General features: G+C 70.3%; 15 protein-coding genes. 6 read left to right on the forward strand and 9 right to left on the reverse strand.

All coding sequences use genetic code 11. The features are described 5' to 3' along the window. Window positions 1-224: 224 nt before the first annotated feature. Entirely contained in the window at window positions 225-2,249 is a 2,025-nt protein-coding gene (locus tag ACZ4EF_RS21650) for an N-acetylmuramoyl-L-alanine amidase (RefSeq protein ID WP_467506082.1), read from the reverse strand. Between the two features lie 241 nt (window positions 2,250-2,490). Between ACZ4EF_RS21650 and ACZ4EF_RS21655 the strand changes: the two genes are divergently transcribed. Next, window positions 2,491-2,919 (forward strand): MerR family transcriptional regulator, encoded by a 429-nt coding sequence (locus tag ACZ4EF_RS21655; RefSeq protein WP_391044389.1) that lies wholly within the window; start codon window positions 2,491-2,493, stop codon window positions 2,917-2,919. Next, entirely contained in the window at window positions 2,916-3,251 is a 336-nt protein-coding gene (gene trxA, locus ACZ4EF_RS21660) for a thioredoxin (RefSeq protein WP_355347276.1), read from the forward strand. The genes ACZ4EF_RS21655 and trxA overlap by 4 nt, the downstream gene beginning before the upstream one ends. A gap of 248 nt (window positions 3,252-3,499) precedes the next feature. Here trxA and sodN read toward each other — a convergent pair whose 3' ends face one another. Beyond that, a complete protein-coding gene (sodN, locus tag ACZ4EF_RS21665; RefSeq protein WP_355347273.1) occupies window positions 3,500-3,895 on the reverse strand; it encodes a superoxide dismutase, Ni in 396 nt (131 codons plus the stop codon). A 140-nt stretch (window positions 3,896-4,035) separates the two neighbouring features. Between sodN and sodX the strand changes: the two genes are divergently transcribed. After that, entirely contained in the window at window positions 4,036-4,461 is a 426-nt protein-coding gene (gene sodX, locus ACZ4EF_RS21670; protein WP_355347270.1) for a nickel-type superoxide dismutase maturation protease, read from the forward strand. On the opposite strand, the gene ACZ4EF_RS21675 is transcribed toward sodX, so the two are convergent. Beyond that, window positions 4,365-4,997 (reverse strand): CGNR zinc finger domain-containing protein, encoded by a 633-nt coding sequence (locus ACZ4EF_RS21675; protein ID WP_401306459.1) that lies wholly within the window; start codon window positions 4,995-4,997, stop codon window positions 4,365-4,367. The genes sodX and ACZ4EF_RS21675 overlap by 97 nt on opposite strands. Before the next feature lie 78 nt (window positions 4,998-5,075). On the opposite strand from ACZ4EF_RS21675, the gene ACZ4EF_RS21680 reads away from it, so the two are divergent. Next, a complete protein-coding gene (locus ACZ4EF_RS21680; RefSeq protein ID WP_391044393.1) occupies window positions 5,076-5,834 on the forward strand; it encodes a class I SAM-dependent methyltransferase in 759 nt (252 codons plus the stop codon). Between the two features lie 86 nt (window positions 5,835-5,920). Here ACZ4EF_RS21680 and ACZ4EF_RS21685 read toward each other — a convergent pair whose 3' ends face one another. From ACZ4EF_RS21685 to ACZ4EF_RS21695, 3 genes are read right to left on the reverse strand one after another with little or no spacing between them, the layout of a single operon-like run. Continuing rightward, complete coding sequence (locus tag ACZ4EF_RS21685) at window positions 5,921-6,688, reverse strand: amino acid ABC transporter ATP-binding protein (RefSeq protein WP_355347265.1); 768 nt, start codon at window positions 6,686-6,688, stop codon at window positions 5,921-5,923. Further along, complete coding sequence (locus ACZ4EF_RS21690; protein ID WP_391044396.1) at window positions 6,688-7,689, reverse strand: amino acid ABC transporter permease; 1,002 nt, start codon at window positions 7,687-7,689, stop codon at window positions 6,688-6,690. Before ACZ4EF_RS21690 ends, ACZ4EF_RS21685 begins: the two co-directional genes overlap by 1 nt. 1 nt (window position 7,690) lies before the next feature. Next, window positions 7,691-8,662 carry an ABC transporter substrate-binding protein gene (locus ACZ4EF_RS21695; protein WP_355347262.1) on the reverse strand — a complete coding sequence of 324 codons (972 nt, stop codon included), beginning with the start codon at window positions 8,660-8,662 and terminating at the stop codon, window positions 7,691-7,693. A 405-nt stretch (window positions 8,663-9,067) separates the two neighbouring features. On the opposite strand from ACZ4EF_RS21695, the gene ACZ4EF_RS21700 reads away from it, so the two are divergent. Both ACZ4EF_RS21700 and ACZ4EF_RS21705 read left to right on the forward strand, forming a co-directional pair. Then, a complete protein-coding gene (locus ACZ4EF_RS21700; protein WP_467506086.1) occupies window positions 9,068-10,339 on the forward strand; it encodes an NAD(P)-dependent malic enzyme in 1,272 nt (423 codons plus the stop codon). 77 nt (window positions 10,340-10,416) lie between these two features. Beyond that, window positions 10,417-11,379 carry a zinc-binding dehydrogenase gene (locus ACZ4EF_RS21705; protein WP_355347256.1) on the forward strand — a complete coding sequence of 321 codons (963 nt, stop codon included), beginning with the start codon at window positions 10,417-10,419 and terminating at the stop codon, window positions 11,377-11,379. Window positions 11,380-11,389: 10 nt separating this feature from the next. Here ACZ4EF_RS21705 and ACZ4EF_RS21710 read toward each other — a convergent pair whose 3' ends face one another. From ACZ4EF_RS21710 to ACZ4EF_RS21720, 3 genes are all read right to left on the reverse strand, one after another. Next, window positions 11,390-12,379 carry a PadR family transcriptional regulator gene (locus tag ACZ4EF_RS21710; protein WP_467506088.1) on the reverse strand — a complete coding sequence of 330 codons (990 nt, stop codon included), beginning with the start codon at window positions 12,377-12,379 and terminating at the stop codon, window positions 11,390-11,392. A 1-nt stretch (window position 12,380) separates the two neighbouring features. After that, entirely contained in the window at window positions 12,381-13,229 is an 849-nt protein-coding gene (locus ACZ4EF_RS21715; RefSeq protein ID WP_391044403.1) for a DUF4097 family beta strand repeat-containing protein, read from the reverse strand. A gap of 915 nt (window positions 13,230-14,144) precedes the next feature. Beyond that, window positions 14,145-14,318 (reverse strand): DUF6104 family protein, encoded by a 174-nt coding sequence (locus ACZ4EF_RS21720; protein WP_355347247.1) that lies wholly within the window; start codon window positions 14,316-14,318, stop codon window positions 14,145-14,147. Window positions 14,319-14,415: the final 97 nt, after the last annotated feature.

The following is a 14,415-nucleotide window of genomic DNA, read 5'->3' on the forward strand; positions in this document are numbered from 1 at the left end:
TCCCCGCGCCCCTGAAAAGCCCGGCTTACCCGGGCGGGGAAGGTTGCGCCCCGTAGGGGCGCGGGGAACTGCGCGCTCAGCCGAAGCGCTTCCGCAGGTCACCGCCCGCCCCGGCGGGGCAGTTCGGTGGTGGCCGGACCACCGGCCGGTGGGGGCTGGTGGCGCAGTTCCCCGCGCCCCGGACGGGGAACTGCGCGCTCGGACATGGCGGGCTGCAAGCCATGCTAGTGGGCCGGGATGACGTCGACGTCGGCCGCGTTCACGAAGGCGACGCGGTGGTTGTAGACGATCTCGTACACCTTGGTCGTGCCGACGAAATCGTGCTGGTCGTACGGGGCGGAGCCGTCGTAGTAGATGGCGAAGTAGGAGTCGGTGTACTCGGCGGGGCCGGCGGAGACGTAGGACTGGCCGGCCGGGATGGTGTATTTGGCGCGGGCGAGCTGGGCGCGGGGGGCGACGCCGCCCTCGAAGGCCACGAAGTCCGGCGGGTAGACGGAGGCTTCGGGGTAGGCCGTGGTGTAGACGGGGATCGAGGTCTTCCCGGCCTTGGGGACGATGCGGGACGCCTTCACCGGGACGGTGGCCGGGTGTTGCGCGGAGTCCTGGAGCCAGGCCTCGGTGCCGCCCCACCAGATCGCGGTCCAGCCGGGCCTGCGCTCGGCGACGACGTACTGCTCACCGGCCGGTGCCTTGTCGCCCCAGTCGTTCATCGCGGTGGTGCCCGCGCTGCCGTCCGGGTGCAGATACGGGTCGGCGACCAGCGGCGCGCTCGTGCTGGGCGCGGTGTGGAGCGGTACGAAGCTCGACGGGACGTCGGTGGACGTCACCGGGCAGTCGAAGGCGCGGTACGGGCCGGGGAACTGCTTGTAGCCCTGCACGTCGTCGCAGTACGTGGTGGTCTGCTTGTTGCGCGCGTAGCCCGGCTTGATGGCGACGACGGCGCTGCCCGGCTTGGCGGTCGCGCGGATCGGCGCGCCGAGCAGGTCGAAGAAGTGCTCCCAGTCCCAGCCGGGTCCGGGGTCCCAGTGCTGGGTGGCGACGCCGCTCTCGGTGCCGCCGGGGATGTTGTCGTGGCCGAGGATGTGCGCGCGGTCCAGCGGGATGTCGTACTTCGCCGCGAGGTAGCGCACGAGCCGGGCGGTGGAGCGGTACAGGTTCTCGCTGTACCAGCTCGCGCCGTGCGTCGCCCAGCCCTCCTGCTCGATGCCGATCGAGTGCTGGTAGAAGGAGCGGTTCGCGCTGTCCCACGCGATGTCCTTGGTGGGGATCATCTGCGTGACGTGGCCGTCCTGCGAGCGGACGACGTAGTGCGCGCCCGCCGCGTAGGTCGGGTCGCGGAAGAGGTCGAGCGTGCCGTCGTACGTCTCGTCGGTGCTGTGCAGCGTGATGTAGCGGACGTCGAGGTTGCCGTGGGGGCGGTCGGCGAGGTCGTGGCTGCCGTAGTCCGCCAGGTCCGACGGGTCGAGCAGGGTGTACGCGCCGGGTATGAAGTCGCAGTTCAGCGACGTGGGGCACTCCGGCTTCCGAGAGCTCTTGGGCGGAGTGACCTCCTTCAGGCCCAGCTTGCGCACGTCGTCGCGGTTCGGGCGCAGGTGCCCGGTCGGCGCGAGGGTGATGTGCTGGCCGTCCTGCGTGGTGCGGGTCGCGCCTGCGCGCATCGTGTCCCACACGCCGTCGGCGAAGGTCTGCGCGACCTTGTTCTCGGTCGACTGGCTGTAGCGGGCGGCGGCGGCGTACCAGCCGTCGATGTCGCGCGGCAGCCTGCCGTGGCCGTAGCCCTTGGCGTACGAGGCGAGGAGCGCGGCGCCGCCGCGGATGTTCAGCGTCTCGTCGCTCTGCACGGCGGCGGTGTCGGTGCCGAGGAGTCCGGCCGCGACGGCGGCGGTGTGCTCGGCCGGGGCCTTCAACAGGTCGGCGTAGCGCGGCGACTGGGTGGTCAGGCCGTCCGCGTCGAGGTCCCCGGCGGTGAGGTTCGTCAGGTTCATCGGGCCGTATCCGGCCTCGGCGTTGGACTGCCCGGCGTGTGCCTCCCACCGGGTCTCGTAGAAGGACACGGCTTCCAGTACGGGCAGCGGTACGCCGAACTCGTGGGCCGCCGCGGTGAATTCCGCCTGCCGGGCGGTCTGCGGGTCGTCCGCCGTGGCGGAGGTCGTGGTGACGGCGGTCACCGAGAGGCCGGCCAGCAGGGAGAGCGCGGCGGCCACGGTGAGGGTTCTGCGGCTGCGCGGTTGTCTGAGCGGGCGGTGCATCCGTGCTCCTCGCGTGTGCGTGGGTCTGCTTGGTGGGGCTGTCGTCCGGGGGTGTTCGGGGGCGTGTGCGGGGGTGTGCGGGGCAAAACTGTCGGGGGTACGTCAAGAAACTGCTCCGCGCAGCCTGTCGAGCCGGACTGGCAGTAAGCAACCACCTGGACGTAAATCTTGGAACTTTTTGCCAGCGCGGCCGGAAATCGTCCTGGCCTTGACGCGTACGTCAAGGTCTAACGTCGTCCGTATGCGCATCGGCGAACTCGCGGAACGGGCGGGCACCACCACCCGGACCCTCCGCTACTACGAGTCCCTGGGCCTGCTGCCGCCGGCCGACCGGTCGGGCAACGGGTACCGGTCGTACGACGAGGAGCATCTGCGGCTGCTGGAGCAGATCCGGGTGCTCCAGGACTTCGGCTTCGGCCTGGAGGAGACCCGGCCGTTCGTGGACTGCCTGCGCGCCGGGCACCCGGCGGGGGACACCTGCGCCGCCTCGCTGGAGGTCTACCGGCGCAAGCTCGCCGAGCTGGACGCGGTCGTCGACCGGCTCCAGGAGGTACGGGCCCAGGTCGCCGCCCAGCTCGCCCGCGCGGAACTGGAGGCCGGGCCGGGCGGGGTGGGGAACGCCGCCGAGCCGATGTGCGAACTGTCCGTCAGCGAAAGGGATTCACCATGACCAGTACCGCCACATCCGTCCCCGCCGTCACCGACGCGACCTTCGCCGCCGAGGTGCTCGGCTCCGACCTGCCCGTCCTGGTCGACTTCACCGCCGACTGGTGCCCGCCGTGCCGGATGATCGCCCCGGTGCTGGCCGAGATCGCCGCCGAGGAGTCGCACCGGCTGCGGATCGTCCAGCTCGACGTCGACACCAACCCGGCGACCCAGGCCGCGTACGGCGTGATGTCGATGCCCACGCTGCTGCTGTTCCGCGCGGGCGAGCCGGTCAAGGTGCTGGTCGGCGCGCGTCCCAAGCGGCGACTGCTCCAGGAGCTGGCCGACGTCCTGTGAGCGGGCGCCCCGAGACAAAAAGCCCCCGTCCGCCGGTACGGGGGACCTGACGGACGGGGACGTTCTGTGATCGTGCCGGTTTCCTCCGGCGCTACATAAGAGTGCGCCGGACGGCACGATGTGACAGCCCATCGCTGTGGCGCACGCCACATTCTTGAATGATGACGGGGACTAGAAAAACGCCCGCGCTCGGCCGTATGGGTGACGGCCGGGCGCGGGCGGTTGACGCTCCGGGGTGAACCGGGGGGTCAGGCCTGCTTGGTCTCCCAGAAGATCTTGTCGATCTGGGCGATGTAGTCCAGGGCCTTCTGCCCGGTCGCCGGGTCGTTCGACGCCTTCGCCGCGCTGAGCGCCTTGAGGGTGTCGTTGACGAGCTGGTGCAGCTCCGGGTACTTCTCGAAGTGCGGGGGCTTGAAGTAGTCGCTCCAGAGCACCGAGACGTGGTGCTTGGCCAGCTCCGCGCGCTGCTCCTTGATCAGAACGGCACGGGTGCGGAAGTCCGCGTCCTCGTTGGCCTGGTACTTCTCCTGGACCGCCTTGACGGACTCGGCCTCGATGCGGGCCTGGGCAGGGTCGTATACGCCGCAGGGCAGGTCGCAGTGGGCGCTGACCTTGACCTTGGGCGCGAACAGGCGAGTGAACATGGCTGTCCTTCCTCGTGATCGTCTTTCCACGTGGGAGATTACTCCCTGGGAGAGTCGTTTTCTCGGGTGCCCCAGGTGGCTTAGGACAAAAGTCTGGTGCCACTCTGGGGTCGGTGGAGGAACGAACCAGGAGGCGCAGGATGCGGGAGCAGGGGGCCAGGCTGTCGTGGCAGTTGGTCGAGGTCACTGGTCCGTCGATGGCACCCACGCTGCTGCACGGGGACTGGCTGCTGATCCAGCGGATCGCCAGTGGCGCCGAGCAGGTGCGTGAGGGCGACGTGGTGGTGCTGCGGCACCCGTTGCAGCAGGACCTGCTGATCGTCAAGCGTGCCGTGGAGCGGCGCGAGGGCGGCTGGTGGGTGCTGGGCGACAACACGTTCGTCGAGAACGACAGCCGGGAGTTCGGCGCGGTGCCCGACGAGCTGGTCATGGCACGTGCGCGGGGCCGGTTCCGGCCACCGGGCGAGGTTCAGCGGTCGGTGGCGGGGGCGGCCTCCTGGGCGGCGTCCTGCGTGCGGCTGCTGCGGCCCGACCGGTCGTTCTCCAGGCGCTTGCGGGCCCGGTAGGCCGCGACGTTGGCGCGGGTGGCGCACCGGTCGGAGCAGTAGCGCCGGGAGCGGTTGGTCGACGTGTCCACGTACGCGTTGCGGCACGGCGCGGCCTCGCAGATGCCGAGCCGGTCGACGCCGAGCGTGGTGAGCTGGACGGCCAGGCCCATGCAGGCGGTGGCCGAGTACGACGCGCCGGCGTTCGCCGCGTGGTCGGCCAGGTGCATGTGCCAGTCGGGGCGTCCCGTGGCGTCGTCCGGATAGTCGTGCCCGGAGATCTGCGGGCTGACCGGGAACTCCAGCATCAGCGCGTTGAGCAGGTCCACCGCCCGGACCTCGTCGCCCTCGTCGGCGGCCTCGAAGATCCCGCGCAGCCGGATACGTACCGCCCGCAGCCGGGCCACATCGGCGTCGACCGCCCGCGCGGCGGCCTGCGTACCGGCGCCGATCAACTCCCGTACGGCCTCGACCGAGGTCAGCGCGTCCGTGCCGCGCTTGGGCTCCTCGGTGTTCACGAGGCGCACGGCGTATTCCGAGTAATAAGCCAGTTCCACTTGTGGTCCTTACTGGGGGCGGTCTAGTCTCGGTAATGGCTGAACGGGCTATCAGGGTATTACGAAACGGAGGCTGGTGTGGCTGTGGCGACGGAGAGTGTCTGGCAGGACTGGCAGCGGAGCTGGGACCGCCAGCAGGAGTGGTACATGCCCGACCGCGAGGAACGCTTTCGGGTGATGCTGGACATGGTCGAGGCACTGGTCGGCACCGCGCCCAGGGTGCTGGACCTCGCGTGCGGTACCGGAAGTATCACGGACCGGCTGCTCCGGAGGTTCCCGGCAGCCAGGAGCACCGGCGTCGACCTGGACCCCGCGCTGCTCGCCATCGCGGCCGGTTCCTTCGCCGGGGACGACAGGGTCACCCTTGTGACCGCCGACCTCAAGGACCCGCGCTGGACCGAGAAGCTGCCGCACGACTCGTACGACGCCGTGCTCACCGCGACCGCGCTGCACTGGCTGCACAGCGACGCGCTCCGGACGCTGTACGGGCAGCTCGCCGGACTCGTGCGCGAGGGCGGGGTCTTCCTCAACGCCGACCACATGCCGGACCCGGCGACCCCCGTCCTCAACGCGGCCGACCGCGCGCAGCGGCACGCCCGGATGGACCGGGCCAAGGCCGAGGGCGCCCTGGACTGGAGCCAGTGGTGGCAGCTCGCCGCCGCCGACCCGGTGCTCGCCGAGCCCACCGCCAGACGGTTCGAGATCTACGGCGAGCACGCCGACGGCGACACCCCGCCGCTCGAATGGCACGCGCGCACACTGCGCGAGGCGGGCTTCTCCGAGGCCCGGGGCGTGTGGAGTTCGCCCAGCGACGCCCTCGTGCTCGGCCTCAAGTAGCCCTGATCGCGCGGGAGTTGACGCCGGGCGTACGACGGAGGGGGTACGGGCCCGAGGCCCGTACCCCCTTGTGGTCCCGCGTCGCGTCACAGTACCTTTGATAGAAAGGCCCTCGTGCGCTCGTGCTGCGGATTGCCCAGCACCTCCCGGGGATGACCCGACTCGACGACGACACCGTCGTCCATGAAGACCAGAGCGTCGCCCACCTCACGGGCGAACCCCATCTCGTGCGTGACCACGATCATCGTCATGCCGTCCTCGGCCAGCCCCCGCATCACGTCGAGGACGTCGCCGACCAGCTCCGGGTCGAGCGCCGACGTCGGCTCGTCGAACAGCATCAGCTTCGGCTCCATGGCCAGCGCCCGCGCGATGGCCACCCGCTGCTGCTGCCCGCCGGAGAGCTGCGACGGGTAGTTCGCCGCCTTGTCGCCGAGGCCGACCCGGTCGAGCAGCCGTACGGCGCGCTCCCGCGCCACCGCCTTGGGCTCGCGCTTGACCTGGACCGGACCCTCCATGACGTTCTCGATCGCCGTCATGTGCGGGAAGAGATTGAACCGCTGGAAGACCATCCCGATGTCCCGGCGCTTGGCCGCGACCTCGCGGTCCCGCAACTCGTGCAGCCGGTCGCCCTGCTGCCGGTAGCCGACCAGCTCGCCGTCGACCCACAGCCGCCCGGCGTTGATCTGTTCCAGGTGGTTGATGCACCGCAGGAAGGTGGACTTGCCGGAACCGGAGGGACCGATCAGACAGAACACCTCGCGGGGCGCGACCTCCAGGTCGATGCCCTTGAGAATGTGCGCGGCGCCGAACGACTTGTGGACGGCCTCCGACTTCACCATCGGCTGGACGCTCATCAGGCCACCTTCGGTCGGCGCAGGGTGGACAGGTTGGACATGACCTTCTGCCACGGCGTGAGCGGCAGACTCCGCAGCGAGCCACGCGCGTAACGCCGTTCCAGATAGAACTGGCCGACGCTGAACACGCTGGTCAGCACCAGGTACCAGACGGAGGCCACGAACAGCATCTCCATCACGGCGCCGGAGTCGGACCCGATGTCGGAGGTGGCGCGCAGCACTTCGGTGTACTGCACCACCGACACCAGCGAGGAGGTCTTCAGCATGTTGATGAACTCGTTGCCGGTCGGCGGGATGATCACGCGCATCGCCTGCGGCAGCACGATCCGCCGCATGGTCCTGCCGCCGGTCATGCCGAGCGCGTGCGCCGCCTCGGTCTGGCCCTCGTCCACCGACTGGATGCCGGCCCGCACGATCTCCGCCATGTACGCGCCCTCGTTGAGGCCGAGGCCCAGCAGGGCGGCCACGAAGGGGGTCATGACGGCGACGGTGTCGTTCTTGTAGATCGGCCCGAGGTTGATCACCGGGAAGATCAGCGACAGGTTGAACCACATCAGGAGCTGCACGTACACCGGGGTGCCCCGGAAGAACCAGATGTACAGCCAGGACACCGCCCCCGTCACCGGGTTCTTCGACAGCCGCATGACCGCGAAGAGCACGCCCAGCACCAGGCCGAGCGCCATCGAGCACACACTGATCAGGACGGTGTGCCACAGACCCTTGAGCACCTGCTGGTCGAAGACCTTGTCCCCGACCGTGCCCCAGATGACATCACCCTGCGAGAACGCGTAGACCAGCCACCCCAGCAGCACGACCACCACGACGGCGCTGACCCAGCGCCCGTAGTGCCGTACCGGGACCGCGCGGATGGCCTCGTACGGCGTGGCCGGCCGTGTGTCCTTCCGCAGCGGGTCCTGCGGCGGGGTGTCCCGGGGCGGGGCGTCCTGCGGCGGGGTGTCGCCCGACGGTTTCTCGAAGGGGGTCGGTGTGCCCGATGCCACGTCAGGAACCGCCGTTGATCGCGGCCGACGCGATGGCGCCGCTGCTCGCGTTCCACTTCTGCAGCACCTGCGCGTAGGTGCCGTCCGCGATGATCGCGTCCATGGCCGCCTTCAGCGCGTCCCTGAGCTGCGTGTTGTCCTTGCTGACCGCGATGCCGAACGGACCGGCGTCGGCGGGGGAGCCCGCGACCTCGAAGTCGTTGCCGTTGCCGGACTTCTGCGCGATGTACGCGGCCACCGGCGTGTCGTTGAGGTCGGCGACCGCGCCGCCCGCCTTCACCCGGGTCTGCGCCTCGGAGTCGGTGTCGAACTTCTGGATCGTCAGACCCTTGGAGCCGCACTCCTTCTTCTGGGCCTCGAACGCGTCGTCGTAGATCGTGCCGCGCTGGACGGCCACGGTCTGCCCGCACACGTCGGCCAGGGACTTGACGCCCTTAGGGTTGCCCTTCTTCACCAGCAGGGAGGAACCGGAGGTGTAGTAGTCGACGAAGTCGACGCCCTTGCCGATCTTCTTGCCCTTGTCGTCCAGACCGCCCTGGCGGGCCTTCGTGTCGCTCATAGCGGACATCACGATGTCCGAGCGGCCGGTGTAGATGGAGGTGATCAGGCCGTCGAACTTGCCGTTGGTGAACGTGAAGGTGACGCCGAGCTGCTTGGCCAGCGCGTCCGCGATGTCCGGGTCGATGCCGACGATCTTGCCGTTCTCGGTCTGCTCCATCGGCGCGTAGGAGGCGTCCGTGCCGACCTTGATCGTCTTGGAGTCCTGGTACTTCTGGGGGAGCTTCGAGAAGAGCGGGGCGACCGCCGAGGTCGCCGAGGACCCCGTCCCACTAGGGGTGACGGTGTTCGCGGGCTTGTCCTTCTTGGTCTGGTCGCCGCATCCGGTCAGTACCAGAGTGCCGGCGACCGCTATGGCGGCGACCGCGGTGAGACGAGTGAGAGCGGCCGAACGCCGGGTCGTACATGCGGTCATCGCTGTGTCCTCCTGCGGAAGTGAGGGGGTCGTGCAGTGGACATGGCACACGCCATCGAGTACCGCCACCGTGTGTGATCTGTGCATCTTGCCATCCGGACACCCCCGGGCAGGGTTCCCGTTGTGTCAAAATCGGATAACGGGCGATCCCCGGGCCTCCACCAGGCCGGCACACCAAGGCCGGACCACGCGGAGGCCATGCCGATCAATTCCCACTCGTCGCCGGAACCGACTTCCGGTAGAACGGGTCCTCACCCCTCATCCGGGGCCCATGGCGTGCGTGCGGCGCGCCTGGCGTCGGCCGTCACCTTGCTCACTCGTACCTGGTGACGCGGACGCCGAGCCCACCTCCACCCCCTTCGGGCGGAGTACCCTCATTCATCATTCAGACAAAGGGGTCAAAAAGTGGCAGCGGAGATCGTCAATCCCCGGACCGATGCGGACAGTACGGACAGGGCGGACGGCGCCGACCGTGCGGACGGCGCCGACCGTGCGGACGGCATGAGCGGTACGGACGACGCGTTCCCCATCGATCCGGTCTTCGCCCTGCACCGCGGCGGCAAGATGGAGGTCACCTCGACCGTGCCGGTCCGCGACGCCGACGACTTGTCGCTCGCGTACACACCCGGTGTCGCCGAGGTCTGCACCGCCATCGCGAACAAGCCGGAGCTGGTGCACGACTACACCTGGAAGTCCCAGGTCGTCGCGGTCGTCACCGACGGCACCGCGGTGCTGGGCCTGGGCGACATCGGCCCCGAGGCGTCCCTGCCGGTCATGGAGGGCAAGGCCATCCTCTTCAAGCAGTTCGGCGGTGTCGACGCCGTGCCGATCGCGCTGGCCTGCACCGACGTGGACGAGATCGTGGAGACCGTGGTCCGGCTCGCCCCGTCCTTCGGCGGCGTCAACCTGGAGGACATCTCCGCCCCCCGCTGCTTCGAGATCGAGCGCAAGCTCCAGGAGCGGCTGGACATCCCGGTCTTCCACGACGACCAGCACGGCACCGCAGTCGTCACCCTCGCCGCGCTGCGCAACTCCTGCACGCTCACCGGCCGTACCCTCGGCGACCTGCGCGCGGTCATCTCCGGCGCGGGCGCGGCCGGGGTCGCCATCGCCAAGATCCTCGTCGAGGCGGGCATCGGCGACGTCGCCGTCACCGACCGCAAGGGCATCGTGCACGCCGGACGCGACGACCTGAACCCGGTCAAGCGCGAGCTGGCCTCGTATACGAACAAGGCGGGTCTCACCGGGCCGTTGGAGGCCGCGCTGGACGGCGCCGACGTCTTCATCGGGGTCTCCGGCGGTACGGTCCCGGAGTCCGCGGTCGCCACGATGGCCCGTGGCGCGTTCGTCTTCGCGATGGCCAACCCCACGCCGGAGATCCACCCGGACGTCGCGCACAAGTACGCGGCGGTCGTGGCGACCGGGCGCAGCGACTTCCCGAACCAGATCAACAATGTGCTCGCCTTCCCCGGGATCTTCGCGGGCGCCCTCCAGGTGCGCGCCTCGGCCATCACCGAGGGGATGAAGATCGCCGCCGCCGAGGCGCTGGCCGCCGTCGTCGCCGACGAACTCTCGCCGCAGTGCGTCATCCCGTCGCCCTTCGACCCGCGGGTCGCCCCCGCCGTGACCGCGGCCGTCGCCGCCGCCGCGCGGGCGGAAGGGGTGGCGCGCCGCTGACCGCCGCCCGGGGTGCGCGGAGCGTCACATGCCGTGGCGGTTCCTCGGGCGCCGGGACCGACCGTAGGGTCGACGGCATGTATGCCGCATACGCCGCACGTATTGACGCCGACAAGCCGTTGAGCGGGTTGGAGTTGGGGGAGCGGCCGGAGCCGTCGGAGCGCCCCGGCTGGACCACCGTCACGGTCAAGGCCGCCTCGCTCAACCACCACGACCTGTGGTCGCTGCGCGGGGTGGGCCTCGGCCGGGAGAGCCTGCCGATGATCCTCGGCTGCGACGCCGCCGGGATCGACGAGGACGGCAACGAGGTGGTGCTGCACTCCGTGATCGGCCAGACCGGTCACGGGGTCGGCCCCACCGAGCGCCGCTCCATCCTCACCGAGCACTACCAGGGCACCTTCGCCGAACGGGTCTCCGTACCGGCCTGGAATGTGCTGCCCAAGCCGAAGGAACTCTCCTTCGAGGAGGCGGCCTGCCTGCCGACCGCGTGGCTGACCGCGTACCGCATGCTCTTCACCAACGCCGGGGTACGGCCGGGCGACGCGGTCCTCGTGCAGGGCGCGGGCGGCGGTGTCGCCACCGCCGCGATCGTGCTGGCCCGCGCCGCCGGGCTGCGGGTGCACGCCACCAGCCGGGACGCGGCCAAGCGGGAACGCGCGCTCGAACTGGGCGCGCACGCGGTGTACGAATCGGGCGCGCGGCTGCCGGAGCGGGTGGACGCCGTCATCGAGACCGTCGGGGCGGCGACCTGGTCGCACTCGGTCAAGTCGCTGCGGCCCGGCGGCACGCTCGTCATCTCCGGCGCCACCAGCGGGCAGAATCCGCCCGCCGCCGAGCTGAACCGGATCTTCTTCCTGGAGCTGAAGGTGGTCGGTTCGACCATGGGCTCCAAGGAGGAGCTGCGGGACCTGCTGGCCTTCTGCGCGGCCAGCGGCATTCGGCCGGTGATCGACTCCGTACTGCCGCTGGACCGCGCCCGCGAGGGCTTCGAACGGCTCGCCGCCGGGGAGCTGTTCGGGAAGGTCGTGCTGACCGTGTAAGCGGTCCGCGTTACGTGGGCGGGAGGTGCAGGGCCGCCGCGATGTGCGCCGCCGCGGCGGACAAGTGGCGCCTCACCTCGCGCAGTTGGGTGTCGTTGACGCCCAGGTCGCGGGCCGAGTCGCGGATGTCGTCGCGGAAGCGGTCCAGCAGGCGTTCGAGGTCGCGGAAGGGGTCGGCGGACGGCGGGGTGTCGTCGTCCGCAGGCTCGGGCGCTTCCGTGTCCGCGTCCGACGTCGCCGACGTGTTCCCTTCCCTCTCCGTCTCCTCCTCCGTCTCCTTCTCCGTCTCCTGGGCGGGCTCGGCCGTGGCGTCGGCCCAGACCGGGGGCGTACCGGGCGCGCCCCAGGGCGTGGTCGGTACGTCCATGCCCTTGCCGAACCGGCCCAGCTCCTTGGTGAGTTCGGCGAGACCGTCGCGCAGCCCCGCCTGCCAGTCGCCGGAGCGTACGTGCGACTGCACCTGCTCCTGGACCTGGCGGGCGATCCGCTCGACCTCCTCGCGCGCGGCCTTGGCCTGGCGGCGGGCGTCGCGCGCCTCCTCCTTGGCCCGGCGGCTCTCCTCCTTGGCGCGCGCGGCCTGCTCGCGCCACTCGTGCTTGGGCGACGGGGGCGTACGCGCCTCCTGCGCGGCGGCGCGCACCTCGCGGCGCAGATCACCGGCGGCGCCCCGGACGTCCTCGCGGATCTCGGCGGCCAGCGTGGAGACGGACTCGCGGATCTCCGCCTCCAGGCCCGCGATCTCGTCGGCGCGGTCGGACAGCTCGCCGCGGCCCGCGTCGGTGAGGGCGTAGACCTTGCGGCCGCCCTCGGTGGAGTGCGTGACCAGGCCCTCCTTCTCCAGTTTCGCCAGCCGCGGGTAGACGGTGCCCGCGGAGGGCGCGTACAGCCCCTGGAAACGCTCTTCCAACAGCCGGATCACCTCGTAGCCGTGCCGGGGCGACTCGTCCAGCAGCTTGAGCAGGTAGAGCCGGAGTCGGCCGTGGGCGAAGACGGGCGCCATGTCAGATGTCCTTCCGGAACGAGGGCGCGTCCTCCAGCGGCGGCCTGCGCAGCAGGGCGATGGCGCCGGAGACGGTGGTGGCTCTCAGGCGCGCCCCGCCGGAACCGATCCGGCCGGTGATGCGCTTGGCCCCCCACTGCCCGGTGACGCGCAATTCGTCGAAGGCGCAGGAGACATGGCCGCTGGTGGTGTTGGCGTCGACCTCCGCGTCGCCCGGTTCCGGGATACGGATGGCGATCTCGCCGGAGACGCTGGTGAGCCGGACGTCCGCCCCCGCGGACGGATCGAGGTCGAGCACCATGTTGCCGCTCACGGAATCCGCTTTCACCTCGGCGCCGCTGCCCTCGACCACGGTGAGGTCACCGGAGACGGTGTTGATCCGCAGGCTGCCGGAGACGGACTGGGCCTCGACGCTGCCCGCGACGGTGTTGGCCCGCACCGGGCCGCTGAGGCCGACGAGGGTCGTGTCCCCGTTGACCCCCTGGACGCTGGTCTCCCCGGCGATCCCGGAGATCACGGCGCCGGCGCCGACGACTCCCACTTCGACCTTGGTGTGCTGCGGGACGGCGAGCGTCACGACCGCGTGACGCTGCCAGCCCTTGGGGTCGAGCCACTTCAGGAAGCCCTTCCACGGCAGGTCGTCGTAGGTCACGGTGAGGGTGCCGCCGCGGTGGTACACCTTCAGCGGCGGGCCGTCGATCTCGGTGACCTCGACCCGTGCGGGGCCGTCCTCGGTGCCGACGACGTTCACGGCGCCGTTGACGATGCGCACGCAGAGGGTGTCGACGGGTTCCTCGAACACGAACTTTTCCGGCTCCGCCACGGTCCGGTCCGACGACATGCCGCTCATCGTGCCCCTCCTCGGGTGCGCCTTGGGACGCAACATATCGCGTCTCGTGCATTCACGATATATCGCGTGGCTCACAAGTCAAGTGGTGTCTTTTTTGCCCGCCCGCCCACCCGTGCGGGTGTTTTCTTCGTCTGCGGGTGCCGCTTGTGCCTGGTCGGTGCCGGTCCGGGGCACCTCCTCGAAATGCGGCTACCTGGTACCTGTGTATCCGGTGCCGTTCTTGTCACCGCATTTCTGCGGGGGCACCCCGGCCCGTCCCCTCCCGGTACGTCGGCGTCCGACGGTCCGGTGGGGGTTACCGGGAGGGGGTGGGTGGGCTCGGGTACGTCGGCGTCCGCCTGCCGGTGGGGTGGCCGGGAGGGGGGTGGGTGGGTACGGGTACGTCGGCGTCCGCCTGCCGGTGGGCGTTGCGGAGGGGGGTGGGTGGGGTCGGGTACGTCGGCGGCTGACGGTCCGCTGTGGTGGTGGTGGAGGGGGTGGGTGGGAGTCCGGCCCCTGCGCCCCCGACCTTCCGGCGGGGTGGGGCGAAGGTGGGTGGTGGGTGGGAGCCCGGGCCCTGTGCGCCCCGACCTTCCGGCGGGGTGGGCAGGGGCTTTGTTGGGCTCTTGGAGGAAGGGCCCGAGCATTCCGACTCACCGGGAGGGGGACCGGCGCAGGGCGGCCCGCCGAAAGAACCCCCCTCCGCCACCCCCACCGGACAGGCGGACGCCGACGGACCGGGAGGGGACGGGCCGGGGTGCCCCCGCAGAAATGCGGTGACAAGAAGGGTGCCGGATGAGCAAGGCCAGGTAGCCGCATTTCGAGGAGGTGCCCCGGACCGGCACCGACCCAGGCACAAGCGGCACCCGCAGACGACAAAGCACCCGCACGGGTGGGCGGGCGGGAAAAGACAAAGACCAAGGACCGAGCCGGAGGCTAGTCCTCGTCGTCGAGCCGCGCCAGCCACGTCGCCAACCGCTCGGTCGGAATCTCGAACTCAGGGTTGAGGTCCACGAATTCGCGCAAGCGCTCGGCCAGCCAGTCGAAAGAGACTTCCTCCTCGCCGCGCCGGGTGGCGAGCTCCTCGATGCCGCGGTCGGTGAAGTACAAGATCTGCTCCGGAACGGGGTGGGACGGTGGTGGACGGGGAAGAACGGGAGGGACGAGACGGGACGTACACCGCAAGGATAGGGAGTATGTCCGAAGG

Source organism: Streptomyces sp. NPDC025721, from assembly GCF_055558595.1.